We start from the raw sequence: 25,613 nt of genomic DNA, 5'->3' as shown, positions 1-25,613 counted from the left end.
GCAGGCTGCTTTGCCCGTCAGGCGCGTTGGCGGGCTCATGACCCAACGTTATGGTTTCAAGTATCTCTATAGGCATCTCATGTTTCCCGGGATTAGGGATTTTTGATGTAAGCGTTCTTGCGAAGGTAAAACCACCAGTTAATGACCAGGCAGAGGGCATAAAAGGCGGCAAAGGCATAAAGGGCAATCTCGGGACTGCCCGCCTCAATCTGTTCGCCCATGACCCGCGGGGCAAGAAAGGCACCATAGGCACCAATGGCCGAGGTCCACCCCAGGACGGGGCCCTTCAGTGTCTGGTCGAACATCACGCCGATGGAACGGAAAGTGGAGCCGTTGCCAATGCCGGCGGCGGCGAAGATGACCAGGAATAGACCAAGGAAAGACCAGAACCAATCCTGGGGTGATTCCGAATAATAGGCCTGCAGCATCACCCAACCCACGGCGAGTGAGGCCAGGACCATGACGGCAAGCATGATCTGAGTGATTAGCGCACCACCGAAGCGGTCGGAGAGCCATCCCCCCACCGGCCGGATCAGAGCACCAATGAAAGGTGCAATCCAGGCATAGGTCAGCGCGCTGGGTCCATCTGGGTTTGATACCCGTTCACCGTTCTCCATCATTTGCCCGAAGATGACTTCGATGGACAAAGGCAGGGCAGCGGAAAAACCGATGAAGGAGCCAAATGTGGCGATATAAAGCACCGTCATGGCCCAGTTGTGCCGATCCTTGAAGATCACGAACTGCTTATTCAGGTTCGTCTGTATGGCACCGGGGATGAGCTTCATTATTCCCAGGGTCAGCAGCACGATCAGCGGCAGGGCAATCCACATGTTTAGCACGCCCAGGCCCACCGGTTGTGGCAGGAACAGCCACAAGCCAACGGCGGCTGCCAGGAAGCCCACCCCGTAAAGTCCCAGAATCTTGCCGAAGGCCGTGACGGGATGGCCGGGAGCCGGGGTGACCGTGCGTAGATTGTTCATGCCGAACCAGGCGGCAATGCTGACGGGGATAAGCAGTATCACCCAGAGTAGACCGGCATTCTGTATCCAGGTGTCGGTGCCGGCTTCAATGCGACCGATCAGCGTACCGCTGGAACTTTCCAAGCTCATGGGGGAGCCGGACAGGGCGCCAAATACAGCCATGGTCATCACCAGCGGGATGAGGATCTGCATGGTGGTGACACCGAAGTTGCCTAGGCCGGCATTGAGACCCAGGCTCAGGCCTTGTTGTTTCTTCGGGAAGAAGTTGGAGATGTTGCTCATGGAGGCCGCAAAGTTGCCGCCCCCGATACCGGACAAGCCGGCAAGCACCACGAACACCCAAAGTGGTGTGTTTGTGGACTGCAAAGCGAAGTAGGCGCCCAGGCAGGGCAGGATCATGAGTACCGTGGTAAAGAAAATGGTGTTCCGCCCACCGGCGATTCGGATCATGAAGGAGGCAGGGATGCGCAGTGTCGCCCCCGTCAGCCCGGCGATGGCGGTTAGGGTGAATAGTTCAGTCTGGCTGAAAGGAAAACCCAGGTTCAGCATCTGAACCGTGATCATTCCCCACATCTGCCAGACCGCAAAGGCCAGCAACAGGGCGGGAATGGAGATCCAGAGATTGCGGTTGGCAGTACGCTTGCCTTCACGCTCCCAGAGTGTGGTGTCCTCTGGATTCCAGTTTTCGATGTCCCGATTGGTTTTCACGAAACAGGCTCCTCGTGTCGGTGGTTCAGATTGTTATTCGGTATCGCTTGCCGTCTTCACTGCGGGCTGGTGATGGCGGTCACGGGTGAGGATCGGCTCACGCCGCTCGGTCCACCACATCCAGATCACCGAGACCAGGGTGAAACCGAAGCAAAGCATCCAGATGCTAGTGGAGACCCCGGTGAGGTCGATCAGGGCGCCGAACATGATTGGCAAGAGGAAGCCGCCCAGGCCGCCGGCCAGGCCCACCATGCCGGAGACCAAACCCAGGTTGCGGTCGTAATCATCGGAGAGGTACTTGAAGACCGATGCCTTGCCCAGACCCCAGGCGATCCCGACCACAAAAAGCAGGGCGGTGAACAACCAGATGGGCAGACCGAAGGCAAATTCAATGGTCCCGCCATCGCGAGTGGCAATGGCATACTCGGTGTGCGGGTAAGACATGAAGAAGAAGCAGATGAGACTGGACCACATGCACCACCAAGTCACATTGTGGGCGCCGAATTTATCGGACAGCCAGCCACCAAAAGCGCGAATGACACCGGAGGGGAGTACAAAGATGGTGGCAATCAGGGCAGCTACCTGAATACCGATGTCGTACTCCATCATGTAATAGCGGGTCAGATAGAGTGAGACCCCCACATAGCCGCCAAAGACCACCGAGTAGTACTGGCAGTATTTCCAAACTTTGGGGTCGTTAAGCACCTTCACCTGTTCACGGAGCGTGGGCGTCGAAGTGTTCTTGTGTTCTGGATTGGAGTAGGTGAAGAACCAGAACAGAATCGCAGTGACCAGCATGATGGCGGCATAGAAATTCGCCACATGCTGCCAGCTGAGTACCACAATGACCGTGGGGGCAATGTATTTTGTGACAGCGGCACCGGCGTTACCGGCACCGAAGATGCCCATGGCCGTGCCCTGCTGATGCCGGGGGAACCATTTGGCGGTGTAGCTGATGCCTACCGAGAAGGCCCCGCCGGCCAGGCCCACGAAGCAGCCCAGAACCAGCAACTGCCAGTACTCGGTGGCAAACTGGACCAGCCAGATGGCTGGAACTGTGACCAGCATGAGAATGAAAAAAACTGGCCGTCCACCAAACTTGTCCGTCCAGGCCCCCAAGGGTAGGCGCACCAGGGAGCCAATCAGAATCGGTACAGCCGTTAGAACGCCAAACTGTGTCTCATTGAGACCTAATTCATCAGCGATGGGCACACCGATTTCACCGAACATGGTCCAGACCATGAAGCAGATCGTGAAGGCAATGGTATTGGCGCTGAGTACCGAGTACTGCTTGAAGCGTGGCGAGGCCATCTAGCTGCTCTCCCATTCGTTGAGGTCTTATGGGAGAGCTTAAGGAAGGGGAGCCCGGTCAACCTTGACCTGTGTCAACCGTGGATTCTAATTGATTAAGATCAAATCTCGATCGATTTGGCTGATAAAACAGCGGCTTGGCATGATCTTTTTTGATTGTGGTGGATGATTTAACCCAATGACGTCAAGCCGCTTATTGTCGTTTGTTGCAGAAGGCCTTGATGCATAACTCAGACGAGCTCGTCATAGGCACAAAATTCCCGGAGGGCGGGAATATCATCCAGCATCACCTGACGCCCACGGGAGCGGACACCGCTGTCCTGAAGGCGGTTGAAGGCCCGGGACAGATTCTCCGGTGTCATACCCAGACGGCGGGCGAGCATGCCGCGTTGCTCGGGCAATTCCACAACCCCGGACTGTTGATCCGTATCGGCCAGACTGAGGAGGTAGGAGCCCAGGCGCTGGGGCGCGGACCGTAGCTTGAGATCCTTGACCTGACGGATCAGCAGCCGCCAGTGACGGGAGAGCTCATGGGTAACGGCCAGGTTGAGTGCCGCGTTGGATTCCACCTCTTCCCGAAAGGGGGTGGCGGGAATCAGGAGAATGCGGGAGTCGTCCACGGTGCGGGCCGACATGAGGTAGGGCATTTCAAGTACCACAGCCGGCATGATGAAGACATCACCTTCCCGGAAAAACTCCACCACGGTCTCGTCTTTGTGGTCGGAGCTGCCAATCAAGGCTACCCGGCCTTCCAACACCACGTGCAGAAAACGGGCACTCTCTCCCTGACGGAAGAGGGTCGTGCCACTGGGCATTTCCAATTCGAGACTGTCCTTGAGAAGGGTCTGTCGGGCATTCTCGCTAAGCACGCCGAGGAGGCGATGGCCCTTCAGTGCTTCGAGCTTTTCATCCTGTATGGTTTCCATGGCCTTCGACTCTCTCGGGTGGTGTGCCAGATTTGGGTTTCCAAGCGGCCTGGGTCCACTAATTAGTATCAGAAAACGGCCTGTTGCGTCATCAGGACGCCTGTTTCTCCTTCAAAGACGCCAGGGTGAGTGCCAGACCATGGTCAATTCTCTCCGCAGTCTCCGGGCTCAGGTAAGCTTCGAGCTTCGGGAAGGCTTCCCGTTCTTCCCGTCGAACGTGATCGTTTAGCACATTGCCAATCGCATCCAGCCGGGCGCGATCCTGGCGATTGGCATCCTCCAGGGTTCGTCGCATGGCCTGATGTTCGCGTAAAAGCTGCTTTACCAGTTCGGTCTCGCCCTGTGCCTGGAGCAGGGGGAAGAGCAGCTCCTCCTCGGCGCGGAAATGACTGGCCATCTCGGTGAACCAGGTACGGCAGAGGCGCCGCCATACCCCGGCTACTTCCTTCTCGCTCCCGTGGGCGGCGGCCTGGCGAGCATCCCGGGCCAGCTTGAGTGCCGTATTATGCTCCCGCGAAAGAGGTTGGAGGGTAGGGCTGCGTTTCATGGCGTCACTTCCTCCCGGGCAAAACGCTCGGAAAATTCGAATAACTTTCGGAAGAGTGATTCCAGCCAGTCCGGGTCCAGGCCCTGCCGTCGCCCGGTACTGTGGATGCGTCGAATTATATCGGCTTCCCGTTCGGCTTCCCGACAGGCCTGTCCGCTGAGCCGTTTCAGGGATTGAATCTGTTCGACGCCTTGCATGCGTTGGGCCAGGAGTTGGACCAACTGGGCGTCCAGCTCGTCGACCGTATCTCGTAGCTGTTTGATATCCAGTTCACGCATCCCATCTCTCCCGCCGGGAATGACGGATTATCCTAGCGCCAATGAGGGGGGTGCTGAATTGACCCGGGTCAAGGAAACATCAGATGGCATCCCGGATAGTGTGCTTCTGCCCTGAAGCGTGAGATAGCCATGTTCATGCAATCCTTTCCTCAGTTGTTGAGACTGCCGGTGCAATACACCCCCATACGTTGCCAGGCTCTGATCATGGAGCCGCTGCTGCAGAATGTACTGGCCGAGTCGATTGAAGATGGCGATCTGGACTTCCTCCGGGGGGAAGTGGTGGAAGTGGCCATTTCCGATATCGGCCTGCACTGGTTCCTGACTCTGGAGAACGATCGGATCAAGCTCCTGGGGCGGGGCCGTCCCGCAGTGACGGTGACGGGGGGTGTGCGGGAATTTCTACTCTTGGCCAGCCGCCGTGAGGATCCGGATACCCTGTTCTTCGAGCGCCGGCTGACCGTGGAAGGGGATACGGAGATGGGATTGCTGGTGAAGAACCTTCTGGACAGTATTGAACTGGAAGAGCTGCCCTTGCCGCTTCGCCGGGCCGTGGCCTTCGGTGCCGCCTGGGTATCTTGAAGATAATTGCTTTTACGGAGCATTCCATGAAGCAGAAGCGCCAGCCCGATTGGGACCCTCGCGCCTCCGTGGTCCAGCGGGATCAGCGGGCCGCTTATGATGAGATGCGTCGACGTTGTCCGGTGGCTTGGAGTGATTATCAGGGATGGTCGCTCTTTCGGCATGCCGATGTCTTGCGCGTGCTCCATGATCACGACAGTTTCAGCAATGCAGTGTCCCGACATATCTCCGTCCCCAACGGCATGGACCCACCGGAGCATGGCCCCTACCGGGCAATGATCGAACCCTATTTCTTCCCAGAACGGATCAGGGCCTTTGAGCCCCGTGTTCGTGACATAACTCGGGCGCTGTTGGCAAAGATCCGAGAGGATGAAACCGAGGTCATGGCGGACTTGGCTCTGCCCTTTGCCGCCCGGGCCCAGTGCAAATTTCTAGGTTGGCCAAGCACCTATGCCGATCGTCTTATCAACTGGAACCATCGCAATCATGCAGCCACGCTGGCCGCCGACCGGCCGGCCATGGCCCGCATTGCGGTGGATTTCCGTGCCATGGTGGACGAGCTTCTGGATGCCCGTCAGGATGCTCCGCCGGAATCCGATCTAACAGCAGCCCTGATGCATGAGCGCGTCAATGGCCAGCCATTGGATCGAGAGGCCATCACCAGTCTTCTGCGCAACTGGACAGTGGGCGAGGTGGGGACCATTTCTGCTTCCGTGGGGATTCTGGTGGATGTCCTGATTCAGGAGGCTGGATTGTTGTCGTGGTTGAAGCGCAGTCCAGCCCATATACCCATGGCTGTTGACGAGGTCCTCCGCCGCCATGGCCCGCTGGGGGCTAATCGGCGCGTGGCTACCCGGGATGTAGAACTGGGTGGTCGCCTGATTCGAAAAGGAGAGCGGCTGTCCCTGAATTGGGTGGCCGCCAACCGAGACCCTGAAGCCCACAAGGCGCCTGATGAGTTGTGCTTCGATCGTAGCCCGGCCGACAATCTGCTCTATGGCGCAGGCATCCATGTCTGTCCCGGGGCCGGCCTGGCCCGGATGGAGTTACGGGTGTTTATGGAATCCCTGTTAACGCAGATCAAGGATCTGCAACCGGCCCGTCGGGGTCAGGCGGAGCTGGCCGTATTTCCGGCCAGCGGCTTTGCCCGATTGCCGGTATCGATTCGTATGACTTGACTGCCGTTGTAGTCTTGCCCGTTGCTAGGTAACAACGCCATCAATCCCGCCAGTAGTCATTGGCTGCGGCAATGGTCTGGAAGTGGGTGGCCACCACCTGGGAAGCCGCAATCAGGCTTTCCGCGTCCTGCGAATATTTCGGACGCTCCCCGTGCAGAACTTCTGGGTCCCCCTGGGTCTCGGTCACCCCCTTGCGGGCCAGTGTCAGCGCCAACTGGAATCCTTCTTCCGGTGTTTGGGTCTGCAGACTGGGCAGCCAGCTTTCTGCCTCTTCGGCATGAAGCGGTGAATTCAGCAGCAAAGCCAGGAAAATTAGGGTTGTCATCCATATCGGTTTCATACCCAATCTCCTCTTCCAGTGTCTTATGCTATGTTTCATCCGGTTTTTCCCTCGTCCAGGCATTGTTTGCAGCGAAGGCGATAACCCATCATTCGAGCTCGACCGGCTTCCGTCATCACCCAGGGACGGTTGATCCACGGCGGCAGGTGTCTGACATGCTGCGTATGGCCGCATATCAGGTCTGCCACCCAATGGTCTTCCTCGTCACGATGGAAGCCGATAATGGCCCGAGGTGGGCGCTGATTATCAGTCTTGGATTGAGTCATCTCTCATCCGTGCAGTTGCTCTGCCTGTCCTTCTGTTCAGAGACTTGCCGTCATCCCGGGCATTCCCCGCCAGTATCCGTCAACGGGGGCGCCAGGCAACCATTGGGTCTCAAGCTTCATTGTAATGTCACCATCAATAGCCTGCTGCCAGCACTTTACGATCTCATTCATATATCGGGACTGAGGGCTCAGTCGAATCCAGTTCACACCCATGCGGTTTAGTTCTGGTAGGTGTTGGATAAGATTTAAGCATTGATGGGATTGGGTCTGAATGCCGTTGATCACGAGGAAGTCTTCTTCTTCCTGGGTTTTCAGGCTGAGGCCGTCCGGGTAGTCCATGCAGACAAAGCCGCAGTCGTCCTTGGGCCGGTTATGGGCACGGGCGGCAAAGCAGCGGGCCGACCAGGCCAGGGGCATGCGACCGAAGGCGAAGACCTCGGTCTCGATGCCGGGGTCGATTTCAATAACCTGGGCCAGTTGTTCCCGGTTCATTTCCAGTGGCGGCACCCAGGCGAACATACCGGCACGCTTGAGCACGTCAATGGCGGGCCGATTGTAGAGATTGAGGCTGTGACCGCCGACAAAGGGCAGGCCCCGTTCTTCAGCCATGGCCACGGCGGAATAGTCATTGGCCTCAATGCGGACACCGCTGTCACAGAGGCGCTTAAGCACACCGGCCTCGGAACGGGCTTCAATCAGGGTCAATGATGACAGCAGAACTTCTTTGCCGGCCTCGGTAAGCTCAGCGCCGATCTCCAGCCAGTCGTCCAGTTGCAGTTCCCGGCGCTTGGAACAGACGGTCTCGCCCAGATAAATCCGTTCCACGGGCCAATCCGCCGCCTGCCGATAAAAGTCAAAGACCTTATCCCGCGGCCAGAAATACAATACCGGTCCCAAGCTGATGCGCATTCAAACCCTCCTGATCCAAGTTGTTTCATTACTGCCAGGTTCTGGCATAGGCACCCAGGGTAGTCTGGCTGCCTTCCGAAAGCCGGGACAGGGTTTTTTGTCCCTCCGGAGCCGGCTTGAAGCCCTCCGGATTGCGATCCAGGGAATCCAGCAGTTCTCGCCAGACTCGCGTCACCGCCTGCACATAGGCTGGACTGCGCTGACGGCCCTCAATCTTGACCGCGGCAATCCCCATGGCCTTGAGCTCCGGCAATAATTCGGTGGTATTGAGGCTGGTGGGGGCCTCAAGGGCATGGTGGCGTTGTCCGTTGGTCAGGAAGCGGCCCTTACAGAGGGTGGGGTAGCCGGCCCGTTCCTGCTTTTCGAAACGGTCGATGAGCTTTTCATTGAGTCGGGATTTCAGAATGTCCCCCTCTTCCTGCCAGCGGACATGGGCGGCGGGGGAGCAGACCCCGGCCATATTAGGGGACTGGCCAGTGACATGGGAGGAGAGTTGGCAGCGACCCTCGGCCATGATGCAGAGACTGCCGAAGGCAAAGACTTCCAGTTCCACCGGCGTGTCGGCGGCCAGGGCCCGGACCTGCTGAACCGCCAGTACCCGGGGCAGGACAGCGCGCCGGATGCCGAAGTGACGATGGTAGAAGTCCAGGGCCTGGCGGGTGGTGGCCGAAGCCTGTACCGACAGATGCCGGGGCAGGTCGGGATGTTTGCGGGCGGCATAGTCCAGCACCCCGGTGTCCGCCAGAATCAGGGTGTCGGCTCCCAGATCGGCGGCCTGATCCACGGCATTGCGCCAACGCGCAACGCCAGCAGGGTCGGCATAGGTGTTGATGGCCATATACACCTTGCTGCCTCGGGCGTGGGCGTAGGCCACGGCTTCGCGAATGCGTTTGGGCGTGAAATTCAGCCCCGCGAAATGACGGGCATTGGTGGCATCCTTGAGCCCCAGATACACCACATCCGCCCCGGCATTCACGGCAGCCTTGAGGGCGGGCAAACTGCCTGCCGGGCAGACCAGGTCCATGACACACTCCCTCGACTGAATGAGAGAGGCAGAGTATGTTGATGAGCCTGTTGTCGTCCTTGACGGTGGTCAAGGTGTTCACTGCCCGTGCCGGGAAACCCTTTATGCATTCCGTTTTGAGACAGCCTTATCGTTTGTTCTTTCTGGGCGCCGCTGCGTATGCGGTCATCCATATGCTGCTGTGGCTGGCCCATCTCCAGGGTCTGTGGACGATACCCGCTCCGATTTCCTTTGCCTGGCATGGCTATGAGTTATTGTTTGGCTTTGCCGCTGCAGTAATTTGCGGTTTCATTCTGACCGCTTCGGAGAACTGGACCGGATATCGCAGCGTCAATGCACCGGGATTGCTGTTCTTGTTTTTGGCTTGGTTACTGGCCCGGTTGGCCGCCTTGTTGGGACTGTCACCCCTGCTGGTGCTGATCGGTGACGGCCTGGTGCTGGGTGGCTTGACGCTCGCCCTGGCCAGAGTTTTGTGGTTGAGTGGGAATCGGCGCAATCTGCGCTTTCTGCCCATTACCGGTGGCCTGGCTTTGGCGGCGATTCTGGTACAGCTGTCCTTTATCGAGGTGATTCCTCACTGGCAGGATTGGCTGTTGCGGGCTGCGGTGGATCTGGTACTGATCCTGATGGTCATCATGGGCGGGCGGGTGATTCCCTTTTTTACCCAGCGCAAGCTCCCCAACCTGGATGTGATGGATCCCGACTGGCTGGGTTTTTACGCCACCGCCTTCGTCGTGATTTCGGTGGTCCTTACCTGGCTGGTTCCGGGTGGGGTGGCCGCCATGTTCAGCTGGTTCGCGGGCTGCTTTCTCATGGCTCGTCTGTTCTATTGGTCGCCCTGGGGCACCCGGCGGCACCCCATGCTCTGGATCCTTCATCTGGGGTATTTCTGGCTGGGGCTGGCCCTGTTTCTCCGGGGCGGCTCCCTTGCCTGGGACTGGATGGCCTTCTCAGATACTGTCCATGCGATCACGGTCGGTGGCATGGGCTGCCTGACCCTGGGAATGATGGCCCGGGTCACCCAGGGGCATGGCGGCCATGAGATCCGCGCGCCCCTTTGGCTGGTGCCTGCCTTTGCGCTGATAGCCCTTGCCGCCATCCCCCGCCTGCTGGCCGCCTGGCCGGCCATCATGCCGCCCCAATGGGGTTACAGCCTCTCGGCCATCGCCTGGATTCTGGCCTTTTTGATTTTCACTCTGGGCTTTGCGCCCAAGCTTCTACAGCATCGGCGGGATTGAGCTTGGTGGGGTTTTGTCTATTTGAAATTCGGACACGAAGGACACGAAGAAAGGCAGGAGGGCACGAAGGGGGTAACTGCTTGGTCTGGGCGGTATTTAGTGCCTTTGGGTTTTGACACGGAGATCACGGAGGAGGGTGAAGAAGGGTGTTCTGTGGGAGCGCCATTCCTGGCGCGACGGGGCTCGGGAAAGACCAACTCGCGGCAAGACAAAAGCGTATGGAACGCTTTTGAACTTCCGAAACGCGGAAGGCCCCGAAGGGGCGAGGTTCAGGGAGGAGCCGATCATTCAAATCGTAGGAGCGGATTCATCCGCGATTGGCTACCGGATGGCACGATGGCGGCTTAGAGCCCAATCGCGAATAAATTCGCTCCTACAGCAACTCCGTGTCCCTCCGTGATCTCCGTATTAAAAATCAAGCGGACCAATGCCACCTAGTTTGAAGGAGGGAGACGGAGACCAGGGAGTGGTATCAGACCTCGTCAGCCCCGAACAGGCCCACGCGCAGGTTCTTGGCGGTGTAGATCACCTCGCCATCCACGCTCATTTGGCCATCGGCGATGGCCATGTTCAGGCCCCGGCGGATTACCCGGCGCATATCGATGCGGTATTCCACCACCTTGGCGTCGGGCATCACCTGGCCGGTGAATTTCACCTCGCCAACGCCCAGGGCGCGACCCCGCCCCGGATTGCCTTCCCAGACCAGGTAAAAGCCCACTAGCTGCCAAAGCGCATCCAGGCCCAGGCAGCCCGGCATGACCGGATCGTCCTTGAAATGACACTGGAAGAACCAGAGGTCGGGATTGATGTTCAAGGTGGCGCGAATAATGCCCTTGCCGTATTCCCCGCCCTCGTCACGGATTTCGTCAATCCGGTCGAACATGAGCATGGGGGGCAGGGGCAGGCGCCCGTTTTTGGGGCCGAACATCTTGCCTTCGGCGCATTCAATCAACTGATCATAATCCAGGCTGTTGGGGCGTTCACTCATGGGTCGGTCTCAATGGCTATGGGTTGCCGAGCGGGCCATTGGGGCCCGGTTCAAGCGGGGTATGGTGGCCAATACCGTCCTTGGCGTCAATTCTTTGATCCCGGTCATGTTTTCTCTCGGCCTTTTCGGTGCAGACTCCGGGCTGCGCCAATTCCCAACATCGGGACGGGAGAAATGACATGAGCAGCACCCCATCCATGGACGCGAGGACCCGGGGTATGCCCTGGCCCGTGCTGTTTCATCAGCCATTCCGGGTATTCTTTCTGGCCGCGGCCTGGTTCGCTGTTTTCCACGGGGCCTGGTGGGGCGGCATGCTGGCCAGTGGCAGCATGAATCTGTCGGGGAATCCCTTTCTCTGGCATGGCTACCACATGGTGTTCGGTTTCGCCGGGGCCATTGTGATCGGTTTTCTGCTGACCGCTTCCGCTAACTGGATTGGCCGGACCGTTGCCTCGCCAGGGCCGACCCTGGTTCTCTTCCTTGGCTGGCTGCTGGCCCGCTTGGGTGGTTTTCTGCCCGAGCTCATCCCACTGGCGCTGGTGCTGCTTGGGGATGGAGTCGCACTCTGGGGGGCGACGCTTCTGCTGAGTCTCAGCCTGCTGCGTGCCGGTAATCGCCGCAATTACCGCTTTATTCCCATTCTCGGCGGCGTGGCATTGGCCGCCACCGTCTTTCAGTTGTCGGCTTTGGGGGTGCTGCCGGAATGGCGTTTTGCCATGATGCGCAGTGGCCTGGACTTGATGTTGCTGCTCATGGTGGTTATGGGCCAACGCATTATTCCTTTCTTCACGGAACGGCGCTTGCCCCACCTGGCGGTTCGGCGGTCTGCGAGTATGGTCGTGGCGGCACCGATAACCATTCTTGGTGGTCTGGCGGCCTATCATCTGGGCTTCAATGTGATGGCCATTCCCTTGATGGTGGGGGCTGCGGTGCTGTTGATGATGCAGCTGACCCTCTGGCGTAGCTGGGGGACGTGGCCGGAACCCATGCTGTGGATTCTGCACCTGGGCTATCTCTGGCTGGCCGTTTCCCTTTTCTTGCGCGCCGGGAGTCTGGCCTTTGACTGGACGCCTTACTCCACGGCCGGGCATGCGGTCAGCGTGGGGGCCTTGGGTGCCCTGGGCCTGGGCATGCTGGCACGGGTTTCCTTGGGGCATACGGGCCGCCCGATTCAGGCGACGGCGTGGATTACGGTAGCGTTTGTACTGGTCACTCTGGCGGCGGTACTGCGGCTGATGACCGGCTTTTCGACGCCCATCCCCATGCAATGGTTATTTGGCAGCTCAGCGCTTTTCTGGATCCTGGCCTGGCTGATCTTTGCCATCGCCTATCTACCCATCCTCACCAGCCCCCGCGCCGATGGCCGACCGGGGTAGTGGGTCTTTCCTGGGCCGATGTCTTAAAAAGCCAACACGAAGGGCACGAAGAACGGCAGAAGGGCACGAAGGTTTTGTGGGGTGGGGCCACAGCCGAGGCACCGTAGGAGCGGATTCATCCGCGATTGGTTATCGGAGGAAATGAAGGCGGTTTCAGGCTCATTCGCGAATAAATTCGCTCCTACGGCAGCCATTAAAAACCTTCGTGCCCTTCGTGTTGGATTTTAAAATGACAAGTGAACACCAAGGGCATGAAAGGATCCGTTTTAGGGGACTTAGCGGACCTCGAAGCCCTGCCAGAAAGGGTCGCTGTCATCCACGAAAATGGTGTTGTGGCCGGTGATCCGGGCCCAGCCTTTCACGCTGGGAATGATGGCGGGGTGTTCACCCACCCGGGTGCTGTCCTCGATCCGGCCGTGAAAAAGGCTGCCGATGATGCTTTCATGAACAAAGTCCTCGCCGGGCTGCAATCGGTCGCGGGCGGCCAGTTGGGCCATCCGCGCGCTGGTGCCGGTACCGCAGGGTGAACGGTCAATGGCCCGTTCACCGTAGAAGACCGCATTACGGGCGTGGGCCCCCTCGGCACGCGGAGCGTCCGTCCACATGGTGTGGGAAACGCCGCTGACCGTGGGGTCATCCGGGTGCACGCACTCCACGGCCTCATGGGCCGCCTGGCGGACGAGCGGTGAGAAATGCAGGATCTCGTCAGCGCTCATCCGATCCAGGCCCGCCCAGTTGGCTTGAGGTTCGACGATGGCGTAGAAGTTGCCGCCGTAGGCGATATCCACCCGCAGCTCGCCCAGGCCTTCAACCTGGATGGGCACATCGCGATGGGCCAGATAGCTGGCCACATTGCGAATCCGGACGCTATCCACCCGTTCGTCTTCCATCCAGTACTCGGCATCCACCCGGCCGGCCGGGACATCAAGACTGACCCGGCCCGGGATTCGGGGCTTGAGCAGGCCGGATTCGATGCCGGCGGTGATGGTGCCGATGGTCCCGTGACCGCACATGGGCAGACAGCCACTGGTTTCGATGAACAGTACCGAGGCATCGGTATCATCGGAGCAGGGCGGCAGCAGCAGGGAACCGGACATCACGGCATGGCCCCGGGGCTCAAACATCAGGGACTGGCGAATCCAGTCATGATGGGCCAGGAAATCCTGGCGTTTTTCGCTCATGGTCCGGCCCCGAAGGTTCGGATAGCCGCTGGTCACCAGTCGGACCGGATTACCGCAGGTATGGGCGTCGATGCAGAAGAAAGTGCCTAGTTTCATGGTCGGGGTCGGATTGTGTGAGCCAGGGCGGTAGGATTACAGCTGACCGTGGTCGGAGCAAGTGGCGGTTGGCTTTCAATTGATCAGGAAAACAAGAAACCATGTCCGATACGGATCAGCTAGAAGATATCGTGATTATTGGCGGAGGCATCATCGGGGTTACGGCGGCCTATGAACTGAGTTGTGCCGGGCGCCGAGTCTTGCTTATGGATAAAGAGTACCCGGGGGCCGGCGCCTCCCAGGGTAACGCCGGACATCTGGCCACCGAACAGATCTTTCCCGTTGCGGATGCCTCCATTCTCTGGCAGGTACCCAAGCTGTTGTTGGATCCTTTGGGGCCACTGGCCATCGACTGGCGATATGCCCATCGCATCACCCCCTGGTTGTTTCGAATGCTCTTGAACATGCGCCCGGCACAGCAGCGTCGGACCATGGAGGGCTTGGCCCAGCTCAGTGGCAACAGCCTGGCCGCCTGGGAAGACTTGCTGGGTCGCAGCGGCGGCCAGGATCTGATTCGCAGTCGGGAATCGCTGACGGTCTTTGAACGACCTGCCACCCAGCGAAAGCTCCAGCGGGCCATGAAACAAATGCAGGCATGCGATATCCCGGTGACGGCCATCGATGGAGACGAGGCCCGGGAGCGGGTCCCGGCGCTGGGCCATTCGGTGCTGGGGGCCCTGCATTTCACCGCCACCGGGCATGTGGCCGACCCGCTGATGCTGCTGGAGCATATCTGGGTGGCGGCTCGGGAGCAGGGGGCCCGTTTTGTTCAGGCTGAGGCCGGGGATCTGACGGTTTCAGCCGATACGGTCCGGGTGGAGACGGATAAAGGCCCGTATCGAGCTAGCCAGCTGCTTCTGGCCTGCGGGGCCCACTCCCGGAACCTGGTCCGCCAGGCCAGCGGTGTCAATCCGCCGCTGGATACCGAACGGGGCTATCACCTGATGTTGCCGGCTGAAAGCGATCGTCTGCCCATGGCCATTGCTTCGGCGGAACGGCGCTTCATCATGACACCCATGCAGGGGGGCTTGCGCCTGGCCGGTACCGTGGAGTTTGCTGGTCTGGAGCGCCCCGCCAACTGGCGCCGCGCCTGGGTGCTTCGCACTCATGCCAATCAGCTGTTGGCCCGGGACTTGGATGATGATCAGGCCGAACCCTGGATGGGGTTTCGGCCCACCCTGCCGGATTGCTTGCCGGTCATTGATCGCATTGGGGCCAATGGCCGTCTACTGCTGGCGTTTGGTCATCACCACTTGGGGCTGACCCAGGCCGCCTTTACCGCCCGCATTGTGCGCGATTTAGCCGAGGGTGGGCCCCCACCGGTTTCTATTGAGCCCTATCGTCTCAGCCGATTTGGTCGTCCGAAGGGTTGAACGAATCCGTTTTTATTCACCGTCAAGGAGACTGTCATGCAACTCAAGGGTCTTTTCACACCCCTCATCACGCCTTTTAATGACAATAATCACCTCAATTTTTCCACTCTGGATGCTTTGGTGGAAATACAGATTGAGTCCGGTGTTGCCGGTTTGATTGTTGGTGGCACCACGGGCGAGTACTACACCCTAGACGACGAGGAGAGGGAGACCTTGATACGACGTGTTGTGGCCCGGGTGAATGGCCGCATGCCGGTGGTTGCCGGCATCAATGCCCTCAACACGGCGGAGGGGATTCGCCGGGCAAAGCAGGCCGAGGATTTGGGATGCGACGGCCTGATGATGTCGCCACCCGCTTATAGCTTGCCCCAGCAGCACGAGATCGAGTCCCATTTCCAGGTGGTGGCCGATGCCACGCCCTTGGACCTGATCCTTTATGACTTTCCCGACCGGGCTGGGGTGACCATTGAGGAAGAGACCGTCAAGGCCCTGGCTGCCCATCCGAGTATTGTGGGTATCAAGGAAAGCAGTGGGGATATGAGTCGCCTCCTGTCCCTGATGGGGCAGGATCTGGGGGATTTCCGTCTGATCTGCGGCTGTGATGATCAGGCAGCGGATCATCTGTGGTGGGGCGTGGAGACCTGGATCAGTGGCTCGGCGAATATTTTCCCCCGCGAACAGGCGGAATTACTACGCCTGGCCGCCGCTGGTGATCAGGCTGGCTTGCGGGAAGGCATGCGGGGCATGTTGCCGGTGATCCAGAGCATGGAATCGGGCGCCTACAACCAGAAAGCGAAGCTCGGTGCCGGGCTCAGATTTGAGCTACCCGTGGGAGATGTGCGCCAGCCCCTGTTGCCGCTCGATGACTCAGAAGTTGAGAATTTTCATAAGCTTATGGAAAGTTTTAATGGTGAGTAGTTTAGAGTGCTCTATTAGGTAGTCTCTCCAAATGCCAGAAATTGTTGACTTTTTGTGTTTTCGGGCTATTCTGAGTCTGACAGCCCAAACTTTTCCTGGCAAAGGAGACCGTCATGGACCTGAACCAGTTTGCGAATCGACTCCTGGAGCGTTTTTCCGGGCCCATTTCCCAGCAGGTGTTCATCCGTATCCAGAGTGATCCGGTACTGATGCGTGAATACTTCTCGCTGGTCAAGGAACATGGCGTCACCGAGGTGAATGCCTATATTGCGGATCGGATTCGCGAAGGAATGGAAACCCAGGCGGCGTAGCTGATGTGCGCGGACTAAGTGCCGGATGAAAAAAGGCCGCTCTGAATAGAGCGGCCTTTTTTATTTCAGCTTGCCTTTTGCGGCTTAGGCCGCCTGCTTCTTGCCCACCTCCAGCATCCGCTGAAGAGAATCCCGCGCTCCGGCGATGACTTTCTCCGGGACGGTCACTTCCGGTGCCATGTTCTCCAGGGCCTGCAGGATCTTGGGCAGGGTGATCCGCTGCATATGGGGGCAGAGGTTGCATGGCCGGATGAAGTCCTTCTCGGGATGCTCGGCGGCCACGTTGTCGCTCATGGAGCATTCGGTGATCATCACCACCTGCTTCGCACGGGTCTCGTCCAGGTGCTTGATCATATGGCCGGTGGAGCCCACATAGTCTGCTTCCTTGAGGACGTCCTGGGGGCATTCCGGATGGGCCAGTACATAGATTCCCGGGTGCTGTTGACGATAGCTCTCGATTTCCTTCCCGGTGAAGCGCTCATGTACCTCGCAGGAACCTTCGTAAAGGATGATCTCCACATTGGTTTGTGAAGCCACCCATTGGCCCAGGTATTTGTCCGGGGCGAAGATCACCCGGTCGGTACCCAGGGACTCCACCACTTCCACGGCATTGGAGGAGGTGCAGCAGATGTCGGCTTCGGCTTTTACTTCAGCGGAGGTATTCACATAAACCACCACCGGTACACCCGGGTAGCGCTCCTTGAGCAGGCGCACATCGGCTCCGGTGATGCCCTCTGCCAGGGAGCAGCCGGCATCCATGTCGGGCAGCAGGATGGTCTTTTCCGGCGCCAGGATCTTGGAGGTCTCGGCCATGAAGTGCACCCCGCACTGGACGATGACATCGGCGTCCACCTTGGCCGCGTCCCGGGCCAGGCCCAGGGAATCACCGGTGATATCGGCGACCCCGTAGAAGATATCCGGCGTTTGGTAGTTATGAGCCAGAATCGCTGCATTGCGCGTTTTCTTCAGCTCGTTGATGCGTGCCACGTAGGGGGCATGCACCGCCCATTCCACCTCCGGAATCACATGCCGGACCTTCTCGTAGACTGGTTTCAGACTTTCCAGCAGTTCCGGGGTTGCTTCAGGCAGCGCCTGCTTGTGAACATCACTCATGGTTTTATCACCTTGCTCATTCATCCGGGCGCGATTTTACACCATTCCGATCCTTGCGCGGAGCGTGCCAGCTAGGCGGTCCCTGTGCCTTGACCCGGGTCAACTCCAGTGCCTTTCACGGGATAAGACAGGTGTGACTTCCATTGATTCCGGCGGTTTCCGTGCCGTTCAAACGTGGCCCAGAGTGCCCTGTAGTTGCGTGGCTCTTTGTTTCAGCTCGCCGGCGAGGTCCTGCAGGCGCCCGGATTCCGAGGCATTGGACTGGGCCGTGCTGTCAATTTCCCGGGCCGCCCCGCTCAGTTCACCGATGGCATTGCTCTGTTCGGCAAGGGCGGCGGCGATTTCCTCCACTTGCCCGGACACCTGCTGTACATAGCTGCTGCCCTGCTCAATGGTGGTTGCAGAGCGTTCAATCAGCTGGCGGATGCGGGCCGCCGATTCGGTGGTGCGGTCGGAGAGGCGCTTGACCTCGGTGGCCACGACGGCGAAGCCCCGCCCTTCATGGCCGGCCCGGGCTGCCTCCACGGCCGCGTTCAGCGCCAGCAGATTGGTTTGGAAGGCGATGTCATTGATCATTTCCACAATGCTGGTGATCTCCTGGGAGGAGTGCCGGATTTCTTCCATGGCGGCGACGGCATTGTCACGATCGTCACCATGCCCGGTGGCTGTTCGGGCCGCCTGCCGGGTTCGGGCCTCATTGTCCCGGGTCAGCTGCTCAATACCCTGAAGATTGGCATTCATCTGCTGGATGGCGGCGGCTTCTTCCTGGGCGCCGCTGGAAAGGGATTCGATCATTCGTCCGAGTTCATCGGATGTCCGCTCCAGGTCATTGGCCGTGCGGCCCATGCCCGAGAGCATGGAGCGCATATGGTCCTTGTAATCGATAATGTGATCAGTGAGGTCATTCTTTTCATCATGAACCTGGATGCGGTGACTCATGTCCAGGGTGTTGAGTACATCCATGAGAAAGCCATCGGTGACTGCCTGCATGTCCAGCAATAGTGTTCGATCCAGGGCGACCATGGCTCGGCGACGGAAAAAGGGGCGCCAGAAAAAATCCCGCCACAGCTGTTGGTCGATCAATTCCCGGTATAGGGAATAGGAGCCCAAGTACAGCTTCATGGGTAGGCCGATGTCATTGTGGAGCTTGCCAATGGATAGGCGGTTTTCGAAGTAAGCCAAACCCAGCCCCCCTTCTCGAGCATGTTGGGTAATGTCCTTTAGGTATTGGCTCTGGGCGGCTTCCAGGTGATTCCGCAGATGCTCCAGGCGAGTACCGCGTCGTTCGCAATAGGCCCGAAAAAAGCGCAGTGACAGGGCGTGGCTGAATTGGAAATCATAGAAACGCCGGGCAATCAAGGGCGCGCGACGGGCCATCCAGCGGTCCAATCGGGCAAGCATCGCAATTTCGTCTGACCCCAGCTTGAGAAAGGACAGGCGCTCGGCGAGATTGGTTTTGTTAATGTGTAGATTGGATGAAAGACTCATGGGTTTAAATTAACTCTGGGTATATTTCTATATGACGGCAATCAATTTTAAAACTTTAGAGGGTTCGAATGTAACTTGGTTCCTGCCGTCGATGATTGGTCCTCGATTGATCTGGGTCAGCATGCGAGACTGGGCTGAAGGCGTAGAATTGCCCCTATAACGGGATTTCAGGAGTGATCATGAAGCAGATTCAGCATATTGCCGCCGCCATCCGGGATGATGGTCCCACAGGAGGTGCGCTGGACCGGGCCGTGGATATGGCCCGCCGTTCCGGCGCCGAGCTCAGTCTATTCGTTCTGGCCTGGGACAAGTCAGTGGGCCGCAATCCCTTTGCCCGCCGTGAAACTGTGGATCGTGCCATCGCCGACCATGTGGCCGATCGCCGCCAATGGCTTCAGAAGCAGATGGAACCGCTCAAGGCGGAGGGGCTCAAGGTTCACGGAGAAGTGATCTGGGCGGATTCGATCTCCCGCGAGATCATCAAGATGGCCCTGGCATTGACCCCGGATTTGATCGTGAAGGATGCCGAGACTGGGCCGCGCAAGGGCTGGGCGCCGGCGGACTGGCGTTTGCTGCGTCATTGTCCAGTACCCTTGATGCTTGTTCAGTCCCGCCCTTCGCCCAGCATTCAACGGGTCTTGGCAGCGCTGGATCCCATGCATGCCTGGGGCAAGCCGGAAAGCCTGGACGGCAGTATTCTGGACGCCGCCCAAGGCATGAGCGAGCTGTATCAAGCCGAGTTACATGTGGGGCATGCCATGGAAGCCTTGCCCAGCCTGCTGGGCCAGCATATGGCCGCTGAGGTGGATACTGTCGAATCTGCCCATAAGGCTTATCGCGAGTCCCAGCGACAGGCTCTGGATGAAGCCTGCTCAGGGAGCGGGGTGGACACCAGCCACGTTCATCAACGAGAGGGGGCGCCGGAGAAGGTGATTCCGGTACTGGCGGATGATATCCGGGCGGATCTGCTGGTATTGGGCACCGTGAATCGGCGTGGTCTCAAGCGGGCGGTGATTGGCAGTACCGCGGAGGCTATCCTGGATCAGGTGGGCTGTGACGTGCTGGCGGTCAAGCCGGATGGTTTTGTCAGCGATTACGAGAAACTGAAAGACGAATAAGGGATCGGTCGGGAACGGAGTGGCGATTAGCCGCTCCCGTTCTCGATCCACCCGGATCTCGCCACGGATGGCTTCCTGCCGATCGTTTTGGTGCTCATGGTAAACTCTCGCGCCTTGCCTTAGGCGGTTCCGGCAATCGCAGGACAAAATCATGGCCAAAGAACGCATTTTTCGGGTTGTTTTTCACAATCAGGACAAGGTTTACGAGCTCTACGCCGAACACGTTAACCAGGGCCATCTCTTTGGTTTCGTGGAAATTGGCGGTTTCCTCTTCGGCGAGCGCAGTACTGTGGTCGTGGATCCCAGCGAGGAAAAGCTCCGGGATGAATTTGAAGGGGTCCAGAGCACATTGCTGCCCATGCACGCCATTGTTCGCATTGACCAGGTGTCCCGTCGTGGCACCGCCCGAATCAGCGAAGGCAGCGGCAATGTGACACCGTTCCCCGTTTACGGCCCGGGACCGGGCAAGGGCGGCCAGTGACGGCCCTGCGTTTCGCCTTTCTGGGTAGCGGCAGCCGCGGCAATGCCCTGCTGGTGGAAGCCGGCTCGGCGCGGATCCTGGTGGACTGCGGCTTTTCGGCCCGGGAGATTGCCCGCCGAATGGCGGTGCTGGACCGGGATCCGGCTCAGCTGGACGCCATTTTGCTGACCCACGAGCATGCCGACCATGCCAGCGGGGTGGGGCGGTTGGCCCGAAAACACGGCCTGCCGGTTTTCGCCACCCATGGCACCCGCCTGGCCGTGGATGATGAGGCGGATGTGGACTGGCGTCTGATTTCCGCCCATGGTGACTTTGAGTTGGGTGGCCTGGGCATTCAGCCGGTTGCCGTCCCCCACGATGCCCGGGAGCCGGTGCAGTTCGTCTTTCAGCATGGTCATGCCCGCATGGGCCTGCTCACCGACCTCGGCCATATCACTCCCCATGTGCTTCGCAGTTATGCCGGCTGCCAGATGATGGTGCTGGAAGCCAATCACGATCCGGGGATGCTGGCGGCCGGGCCTTACCCATCCAGCTTGAAACAGCGGGTGGGCGGTCCTTTCGGTCATTTGAGCAACGGCCAGTCTGGGGCCTTTCTGGAAGCCGGCGACACGGCTGAGCTGGAGCGCCTGGTGGCCGCTCACATCAGCGAGAAGAACAATGCCTTTGAGCTGGCCCGCCAGACCCTGGCCGGCCCCTTGGGCTGGGCAGATGAGCGAATTGAAGTGGCCCGACAGGACAAGCCCAGCGATTGGTATGAAATCTAGCGGTCGGCGGGCCCCTTGCCCACTGGCCCGAGTCGCCCGCCTCCGGTAAAATTCCCGCTTTCCCGCACCTTCCCCACAACAGCGCCAGAGTATCCGACATGCAGCATTTTCCCGGCGGCAGCGCCCTGTCCGATTTTCGCCTCGAGAAACTCACTACCACCCTGCGCGAGAAGCTGCCACAGCTGAAAGACATCACTGCTGACTGGTTCTACCTCGCCGACATTGATGGCGAACTGCATGACGATCAACGCACCCTGCTGGGGCGGTTGCTGGATGACGGTTCGCCTGCCGCCGACGGCCGGGAAGGGGAGGCCGCCACCATCTGGGTGACACCGCGCCTGGGAACCTTGTCGCCCTGGTCCAGCAAGGCCAGCGATATTCTGCATCGTTGCGGGCTGGATGATATCCGCCGCATCGAGCGCGGTGTCCGTTATCGGGTATTCGCCGATGACTCGCTTGATGATGCCCAATGGCAGACCGTGGCCGCTGCCCTCCATGACCGCATGACCGAGTCGGCTCTGAGCGATCTCAAGCAGGCCGCCGCCCTGTTCCGCCAAGCCGAGCCGGCCCCAGTGGCCACCGTGCCGGTGCTGGACCAGGGACGCCAGGCCCTGGAGGAAGCCAACCGGTGCCTGGGGCTGGCCTTGTCCGACGATGAAGTGGACTACCTGGTGGACAGCTTCGGCAAGCTGGGCCGGGACCCGGCCGATGTGGAACTGATGATGTTCGCCCAGGCCAATTCCGAGCATTGCCGGCACAAGATCTTCAATGCCGATTGGACCATTGACGGCGAGGCCCAGGCCCAGAGCCTGTTCGACATGATCCGCGATACCTACCGCGCCAACAGCGAGGGGGTCTTGTCCGCCTATCGCGACAATGCCGCGGCGGTGGCGGGTTATGAAACGGCTCGTTATTTCCCCGACAGCCAGCGGGTCTATCGCCTGCATCAAGAGCCGGCGAATATCATCATGAAGGTGGAGACCCACAACCATCCCACTGCCATCTCCCCCTACCCGGGGGCGGCAACCGGCTCCGGCGGCGAAATCCGGGATGAAGGGGCCACCGGCATCGGTGCCAAGCCCAAGGCCGGCCTGACCGGTTTCTCGGTCTCCAATCTGCGTATTCCGGGGGCGGAAGCCGCCTGGGAGCAGGACCATGGTCGCCCGGACCGTATTGCCTCGGCGCTGGACATCATGCTGGACGGGCCCATCGGGGCGGCGTCATTCAACAATGAATTCGGCCGGCCCAATCTGGCCGGTTATTTCCGCAGCTTTGAACAGCAGGCCGAGGCCGGCGAGGCCCCGGTGCGCGGCTATCACAAGCCCATCATGATCGCCGGCGGCATGGGCAATATTCGCGATGGGCATGTGGAAAAGCAGACCGTGCCGGCCGGTGCCCGGGTGGTGGTACTGGGCGGTCCGGCCATGTTGATCGGTCTGGGCGGTGGTGCGGCCTCATCGGTGGCCAGCGGCAGCAGCGATGCCGAGCTGGATTTTGCCTCCGTACAGCGGGACAACCCGGAGATTCAACGCCGTTGCCAGGAAGTGATTGATCGCTGCTGGTCCCAGGGTGGGGAAAACCCCATTCTCTCCATTCACGACGTGGGGGCGGGCGGGCTGTCCAATGCCATTCCCGAGATCCTGGACGATGCCGGGCGGGGCGGGCGCATCGACCTGCGCCAGATTCCCAGTGTGGAGCCGGGCATGTCGCCCATGGAAATCTGGTGCAATGAAGCCCAGGAGCGTTACGTGCTGGCGGTGGCTGCCGAGGACATGGCCCGCTTTGATGCCATCTGTGATCGGGAGCGCTGCCCCTATGCCGATGTGGGCGAGGCCACGGTAGATCCCCGCCTGACGGTGGTGGACTCCCATTTCAGCAATCAGCCGGTGGACATGCCCATGGAGGTCTTGCTGGGCAAGACCCCCAAGATGTCCCGGGACAGCTGGCGGCCCAGTCCCCGGCCGTTGCCCTTTGATACCCAGGGTCTGGATCTGGCCCAAGCCATAGAGCGGGTCCTGTCCCACCCCACTGTGGCCGACAAGCGCTTTTTGATCACCATTGGCGATCGCACCGTGGGCGGCTTAAGCGTCCGGGATCAGATGGTGGGCCCCTGGCAGGTGCCGGTGGCCGATTGCGCCGTGACCCTGTCGGGCTATGAGGGCTTTACCGGCGAAGCCATGGCCATGGGCGAACGCAGTCCCCTGGCCGTGATTAACGGGCCGGCCTCCGGTCGCATGGCGGTGGCCGAGGCGGTGACCAATATCGCCGCGGCCCATATCGGCGATCTGCGCAAGATCCGCCTGTCCGCCAACTGGATGGCGGCCGCCAACCACGAACAGGAAGACGCCATTCTCTTCGATACGGTCAAGGCGGTGGGTCACGAGCTCTGCAGCAAGCTGGGCCTGACTATTCCGGTGGGCAAGGACTCCCTGTCCATGAAAACCCGCTGGGAGGAAGACGGCCAGGCCCACAGTGTGGTTTCGCCGGTGTCACTGATCGTCTCGGCCTTCGCCCCGGTGACGGATGTGCGCCGCAGCGTCACGCCACAGCTTCTGCCCCGCCGCGACAGCGAACTCTTCCTGGTGGATCTGGGTCGAGGCCAGAATCGCCTGGGCGGCTCCATTCTGGCTCAGGTACATGAAGGCTTTGGCCAGACGGCCCCGGACCTGGACCAGTCCGATGATTTGGCCGCTTTCTTCGAAGCGGTCCAGTCCCTGCTGGCCGAGGATCGAATCCTGGCCTATCACGATCGCTCTGACGGCGGCTTGCTGGCCACCCTGGCCGAGATGGCCTTTGCCGGGCGTTGTGGCCTGGACGCCAACCTCGAAGGTTTGGGGGACGATGCCCTGGCAGCCCTGTTTAACGAAGAGCTGGGCGCGGTGATCCAGGTGGCGGATGCGGACCGGGAAGCGCTGATGACCGCCTTTGCCCAGGTGGGCCTGGATGACTGCCTGCATGGTCTGGGTCGGCCCCGAAATGATCAGCTGATCCGCCTGGCCCAGGGGGATCAAACCCTGAGTGAGGCATCCCTGTTTAATTGGCTGTCCAGCTGGAGTCGGGTCAGCCATCGCATGCAGTCCCTGCGTGATAACCCGGTCTGTGCCGATGAGGCACTGGCGGCCATTCTGGATTCAGCCGACCCGGGCATGCAGCCCGAACTGAGTTTCGATCCGGCAGACGATGTGGCCGCACCTTTTGTGAATACCGGCAGCCGGCCCCGGGTGGCGGTGTTGCGCGAGCAGGGCGTGAACGGGCATGTGGAAATGGCCGCCAGTTTTCATCGGGCCGGTTTCGAGGCGGTGGACGTGCATATGCACGACATCCTGGAAGGCAGCGAAAAGCTTTCCGCCATGCAGGGCCTGGTCGCCTGTGGCGGCTTCTCCTACGGGGATGTGCTGGGTGCCGGGCAAGGCTGGGCCAAGTCCATTCTCTATAACGACCAGGCCCGGGAAATCTTCTCCCGCTTTTTCAGCAATCCCGACCATTTTGCCTTGGGGGTCTGCAATGGCTGTCAGATGCTGTCTGCCCTGAACGAGCTGATTCCGGGGGCCGAGCATTGGCCGCGCTTTTTGCGTAATCGCTCCGAGCAATTCGAGGCCCGTTACAGCCTGGTGGAAGTGGTGAAAAGCCCCTCCCTGTTCCTGAGCGGCATGGAGGGCTCCCGCCTGCCCATCGCCATTGCCCATGGTGAAGGTCGGGCCGAGTTCGCCCAGGCGGCGGATCGCCGGGCGGTGGAAGCCGAGGGCTTGGTCAGCATGCGTTATGTGGATAACCAGGGCCAGGTGGCCACGTCTTACCCCGCCAATCCCAATGGCTCACCGGATGGCATTACCGGGCTGACCACGGCGGATGGCCGAGCGACCATCATGATGCCCCACCCGGAGCGGATTACACGCATGGTGAATCATTCCTGGCGCCCGGAGGAGTGGCGGGGTGATGCCGGGCCATGGTTGCGGATGTTTCGTAACGCCCGCCGCTGGCTGGCCTGAGTCAGCGGCCGAAAAGAGGAGAACCCCGCTTCGAAAGGGCGGGGCTTCTTATACAAGCTTTGCCGTGCTGGTCCTTCTCCCGGGTGACGATGCCTTTCTCGTGCATGATCTGAAGCAGCTTGAGTTCAGCTCG

At 59.9% G+C, this 25,613-nt stretch carries 24 protein-coding genes; 11 read left to right on the top strand and 13 right to left on the bottom strand.

All coding sequences use genetic code 11. The features are described from left to right. Positions 1-92: 92 nt before the first annotated feature. The 5 genes from J2T60_RS13405 to J2T60_RS05855 all read right to left on the bottom strand — a co-directional run bounded on the left by J2T60_RS13405 (position 93) and on the right by J2T60_RS05855 (position 4,750). Complete coding sequence (locus J2T60_RS13405; protein ID WP_366518282.1) at positions 93-1,688, bottom strand: MFS transporter; 1,596 nt, start codon at positions 1,686-1,688, stop codon at positions 93-95. A gap of 33 nt (positions 1,689-1,721) precedes the next feature. Further along, positions 1,722-2,999 carry an MFS transporter gene (locus tag J2T60_RS13400; protein ID WP_366518281.1) on the bottom strand — a complete coding sequence of 426 codons (1,278 nt, stop codon included), beginning with the start codon at positions 2,997-2,999 and terminating at the stop codon, positions 1,722-1,724. Positions 3,000-3,229: 230 nt separating this feature from the next. After that, positions 3,230-3,925, bottom strand: coding sequence for a cyclic nucleotide-binding domain-containing protein (locus tag J2T60_RS05865; protein ID WP_253446690.1), 696 nt, complete (start codon positions 3,923-3,925; stop codon positions 3,230-3,232). Positions 3,926-4,016: 91 nt separating this feature from the next. After that, positions 4,017-4,472 (bottom strand): hemerythrin domain-containing protein, encoded by a 456-nt coding sequence (locus tag J2T60_RS05860; RefSeq protein ID WP_253446687.1) that lies wholly within the window; start codon positions 4,470-4,472, stop codon positions 4,017-4,019. Next, positions 4,469-4,750, bottom strand: a complete 282-nt coding sequence (locus J2T60_RS05855; RefSeq protein WP_253446684.1) for a chorismate mutase — start codon at positions 4,748-4,750, stop codon at positions 4,469-4,471. Before J2T60_RS05855 ends, J2T60_RS05860 begins: the two co-directional genes overlap by 4 nt. A gap of 129 nt (positions 4,751-4,879) precedes the next feature. On the opposite strand from J2T60_RS05855, the gene ubiT reads away from it, so the two are divergent. Together ubiT and J2T60_RS05845 are read left to right on the top strand one after the other, a co-directional pair. Further along, positions 4,880-5,329 (top strand): ubiquinone anaerobic biosynthesis accessory factor UbiT, encoded by a 450-nt coding sequence (gene ubiT / locus J2T60_RS05850; protein WP_253446681.1) that lies wholly within the window; start codon positions 4,880-4,882, stop codon positions 5,327-5,329. A gap of 26 nt (positions 5,330-5,355) precedes the next feature. Next, positions 5,356-6,507 carry a cytochrome P450 gene (locus J2T60_RS05845; RefSeq protein ID WP_253446678.1) on the top strand — a complete coding sequence of 384 codons (1,152 nt, stop codon included), beginning with the start codon at positions 5,356-5,358 and terminating at the stop codon, positions 6,505-6,507. A 40-nt stretch (positions 6,508-6,547) separates the two neighbouring features. On the opposite strand, the gene J2T60_RS05840 is transcribed toward J2T60_RS05845, so the two are convergent. From J2T60_RS05840 to ubiU, 4 genes are read right to left on the bottom strand one after another with little or no spacing between them, the layout of a single operon-like run. Further along, positions 6,548-6,832, bottom strand: a complete 285-nt coding sequence (locus J2T60_RS05840; RefSeq protein ID WP_253446675.1) for a hexameric tyrosine-coordinated heme protein — start codon at positions 6,830-6,832, stop codon at positions 6,548-6,550. 50 nt (positions 6,833-6,882) lie between these two features. After that, positions 6,883-7,113 (bottom strand): DUF3565 domain-containing protein, encoded by a 231-nt coding sequence (locus tag J2T60_RS05835; RefSeq protein ID WP_253446672.1) that lies wholly within the window; start codon positions 7,111-7,113, stop codon positions 6,883-6,885. Between the two features lie 36 nt (positions 7,114-7,149). Beyond that, a complete protein-coding gene (locus J2T60_RS05830) occupies positions 7,150-8,022 on the bottom strand; it encodes a U32 family peptidase (protein WP_253446669.1) in 873 nt (290 codons plus the stop codon). A 28-nt stretch (positions 8,023-8,050) separates the two neighbouring features. Further along, the gene (gene ubiU / locus J2T60_RS05825; RefSeq protein WP_253446667.1) at positions 8,051-9,046 is read right to left on the bottom strand and encodes a ubiquinone anaerobic biosynthesis protein UbiU; all 996 of its coding nucleotides are present in this window, start codon (positions 9,044-9,046) and stop codon (positions 8,051-8,053) included. A gap of 35 nt (positions 9,047-9,081) precedes the next feature. Here ubiU and J2T60_RS05820 point away from each other — a divergent pair, with 35 nt between their 5' ends. Further along, positions 9,082-10,284, top strand: coding sequence for an NnrS family protein (locus J2T60_RS05820; protein WP_253446664.1), 1,203 nt, complete (start codon positions 9,082-9,084; stop codon positions 10,282-10,284). 472 nt (positions 10,285-10,756) lie between these two features. Here J2T60_RS05820 and fabA read toward each other — a convergent pair whose 3' ends face one another. Further along, on the bottom strand, positions 10,757-11,272 hold the full coding sequence (fabA, locus tag J2T60_RS05815) for a bifunctional 3-hydroxydecanoyl-ACP dehydratase/trans-2-decenoyl-ACP isomerase (protein WP_253446662.1): 516 nt from the start codon (positions 11,270-11,272) through the stop codon (positions 10,757-10,759). Between the two features lie 179 nt (positions 11,273-11,451). Between fabA and J2T60_RS05810 the strand changes: the two genes are divergently transcribed. Next, a complete protein-coding gene (locus J2T60_RS05810) occupies positions 11,452-12,648 on the top strand; it encodes an NnrS family protein (RefSeq protein ID WP_253446660.1) in 1,197 nt (398 codons plus the stop codon). 275 nt (positions 12,649-12,923) lie between these two features. On the opposite strand, the gene J2T60_RS05805 is transcribed toward J2T60_RS05810, so the two are convergent. Next, positions 12,924-13,925, bottom strand: coding sequence for a 4-hydroxyproline epimerase (locus J2T60_RS05805; RefSeq protein ID WP_253446657.1), 1,002 nt, complete (start codon positions 13,923-13,925; stop codon positions 12,924-12,926). Positions 13,926-14,026: 101 nt separating this feature from the next. Here J2T60_RS05805 and J2T60_RS05800 point away from each other — a divergent pair, with 101 nt between their 5' ends. From J2T60_RS05800 to J2T60_RS05790, 3 genes are all read left to right on the top strand, one after another. Next, a complete protein-coding gene (locus J2T60_RS05800) occupies positions 14,027-15,298 on the top strand; it encodes an NAD(P)/FAD-dependent oxidoreductase (RefSeq protein WP_253446655.1) in 1,272 nt (423 codons plus the stop codon). Positions 15,299-15,334: 36 nt separating this feature from the next. Continuing rightward, a complete protein-coding gene (locus tag J2T60_RS05795) occupies positions 15,335-16,216 on the top strand; it encodes a dihydrodipicolinate synthase family protein (RefSeq protein ID WP_253446652.1) in 882 nt (293 codons plus the stop codon). 113 nt (positions 16,217-16,329) lie between these two features. Further along, positions 16,330-16,527 (top strand): hypothetical protein, encoded by a 198-nt coding sequence (locus J2T60_RS05790; protein WP_253446649.1) that lies wholly within the window; start codon positions 16,330-16,332, stop codon positions 16,525-16,527. 84 nt (positions 16,528-16,611) lie between these two features. On the opposite strand, the gene nadA is transcribed toward J2T60_RS05790, so the two are convergent. Next, entirely contained in the window at positions 16,612-17,640 is a 1,029-nt protein-coding gene (gene nadA, locus J2T60_RS05785; protein ID WP_253446646.1) for a quinolinate synthase NadA, read from the bottom strand. Between the two features lie 168 nt (positions 17,641-17,808). Further along, the gene (locus J2T60_RS13305) at positions 17,809-19,128 is read right to left on the bottom strand and encodes a globin-coupled sensor protein (RefSeq protein ID WP_301288313.1); all 1,320 of its coding nucleotides are present in this window, start codon (positions 19,126-19,128) and stop codon (positions 17,809-17,811) included. A 179-nt stretch (positions 19,129-19,307) separates the two neighbouring features. On the opposite strand from J2T60_RS13305, the gene J2T60_RS05770 reads away from it, so the two are divergent. From J2T60_RS05770 to purL, 4 genes are all read left to right on the top strand, one after another. Then, positions 19,308-20,246: a universal stress protein gene (locus J2T60_RS05770; RefSeq protein WP_253446643.1), complete on the top strand. Its 939-nt coding sequence runs from the start codon at positions 19,308-19,310 to the stop codon at positions 20,244-20,246. Between the two features lie 151 nt (positions 20,247-20,397). Beyond that, positions 20,398-20,727: a DUF1820 family protein gene (locus J2T60_RS05765; protein WP_253446640.1), complete on the top strand. Its 330-nt coding sequence runs from the start codon at positions 20,398-20,400 to the stop codon at positions 20,725-20,727. Beyond that, entirely contained in the window at positions 20,724-21,491 is a 768-nt protein-coding gene (locus J2T60_RS05760) for an MBL fold metallo-hydrolase (protein WP_253446638.1), read from the top strand. The genes J2T60_RS05765 and J2T60_RS05760 overlap by 4 nt, the downstream gene beginning before the upstream one ends. Before the next feature lie 98 nt (positions 21,492-21,589). Then, the gene (gene purL, locus J2T60_RS05755; RefSeq protein WP_253446635.1) at positions 21,590-25,480 is read left to right on the top strand and encodes a phosphoribosylformylglycinamidine synthase; all 3,891 of its coding nucleotides are present in this window, start codon (positions 21,590-21,592) and stop codon (positions 25,478-25,480) included. Positions 25,481-25,613 lie beyond the last annotated feature (133 nt).

This window comes from Natronospira proteinivora, from assembly GCF_024170465.1.
Taxonomy (GTDB): Bacteria; Pseudomonadota; Gammaproteobacteria; order Natronospirales; family Natronospiraceae; genus Natronospira; species Natronospira proteinivora.
The sequence above is the reverse complement of the archived record's forward strand: the minus strand, read 5'-3'. Positions and strand labels throughout refer to the sequence as shown.

Coding starts and splice junctions, on each gene's coding strand:
- J2T60_RS05820 (WP_253446664.1), top strand. CDS start 9,082: ATGTTGATGAGCCTGTTGTCGTCCTTGACGGTGGTCAAGGTGTTCACT.
- ubiT (WP_253446681.1), top strand. CDS start 4,880: ATGTTCATGCAATCCTTTCCTCAGTTGTTGAGACTGCCGGTGCAATAC.
- fabA (WP_253446662.1), bottom strand. CDS start 11,272: ATGAGTGAACGCCCCAACAGCCTGGATTATGATCAGTTGATTGAATGC.
- J2T60_RS05830 (WP_253446669.1), bottom strand. CDS start 8,022: ATGCGCATCAGCTTGGGACCGGTATTGTATTTCTGGCCGCGGGATAAG.
- J2T60_RS05795 (WP_253446652.1), top strand. CDS start 15,335: ATGCAACTCAAGGGTCTTTTCACACCCCTCATCACGCCTTTTAATGAC.
- J2T60_RS13400 (WP_366518281.1), bottom strand. CDS start 2,999: ATGGCCTCGCCACGCTTCAAGCAGTACTCGGTACTCAGCGCCAATACC.
- J2T60_RS05855 (WP_253446684.1), bottom strand. CDS start 4,750: ATGCGTGAACTGGATATCAAACAGCTACGAGATACGGTCGACGAGCTG.
- J2T60_RS13305 (WP_301288313.1), bottom strand. CDS start 19,128: ATGAGTCTTTCATCCAATCTACACATTAACAAAACCAATCTCGCCGAG.
- J2T60_RS05810 (WP_253446660.1), top strand. CDS start 11,452: ATGAGCAGCACCCCATCCATGGACGCGAGGACCCGGGGTATGCCCTGG.
- J2T60_RS05765 (WP_253446640.1), top strand. CDS start 20,398: ATGGCCAAAGAACGCATTTTTCGGGTTGTTTTTCACAATCAGGACAAG.
- J2T60_RS05835 (WP_253446672.1), bottom strand. CDS start 7,113: ATGACTCAATCCAAGACTGATAATCAGCGCCCACCTCGGGCCATTATC.
- nadA (WP_253446646.1), bottom strand. CDS start 17,640: ATGAGTGATGTTCACAAGCAGGCGCTGCCTGAAGCAACCCCGGAACTG.
- J2T60_RS05770 (WP_253446643.1), top strand. CDS start 19,308: ATGAAGCAGATTCAGCATATTGCCGCCGCCATCCGGGATGATGGTCCC.
- J2T60_RS05865 (WP_253446690.1), bottom strand. CDS start 3,925: ATGGAAACCATACAGGATGAAAAGCTCGAAGCACTGAAGGGCCATCGC.
- purL (WP_253446635.1), top strand. CDS start 21,590: ATGCAGCATTTTCCCGGCGGCAGCGCCCTGTCCGATTTTCGCCTCGAG.
- J2T60_RS05790 (WP_253446649.1), top strand. CDS start 16,330: ATGGACCTGAACCAGTTTGCGAATCGACTCCTGGAGCGTTTTTCCGGG.
- J2T60_RS05860 (WP_253446687.1), bottom strand. CDS start 4,472: ATGAAACGCAGCCCTACCCTCCAACCTCTTTCGCGGGAGCATAATACG.
- J2T60_RS05805 (WP_253446657.1), bottom strand. CDS start 13,925: ATGAAACTAGGCACTTTCTTCTGCATCGACGCCCATACCTGCGGTAAT.
- J2T60_RS05800 (WP_253446655.1), top strand. CDS start 14,027: ATGTCCGATACGGATCAGCTAGAAGATATCGTGATTATTGGCGGAGGC.
- J2T60_RS05840 (WP_253446675.1), bottom strand. CDS start 6,832: ATGACAACCCTAATTTTCCTGGCTTTGCTGCTGAATTCACCGCTTCAT.
- ubiU (WP_253446667.1), bottom strand. CDS start 9,046: ATGGACCTGGTCTGCCCGGCAGGCAGTTTGCCCGCCCTCAAGGCTGCC.
- J2T60_RS05845 (WP_253446678.1), top strand. CDS start 5,356: ATGAAGCAGAAGCGCCAGCCCGATTGGGACCCTCGCGCCTCCGTGGTC.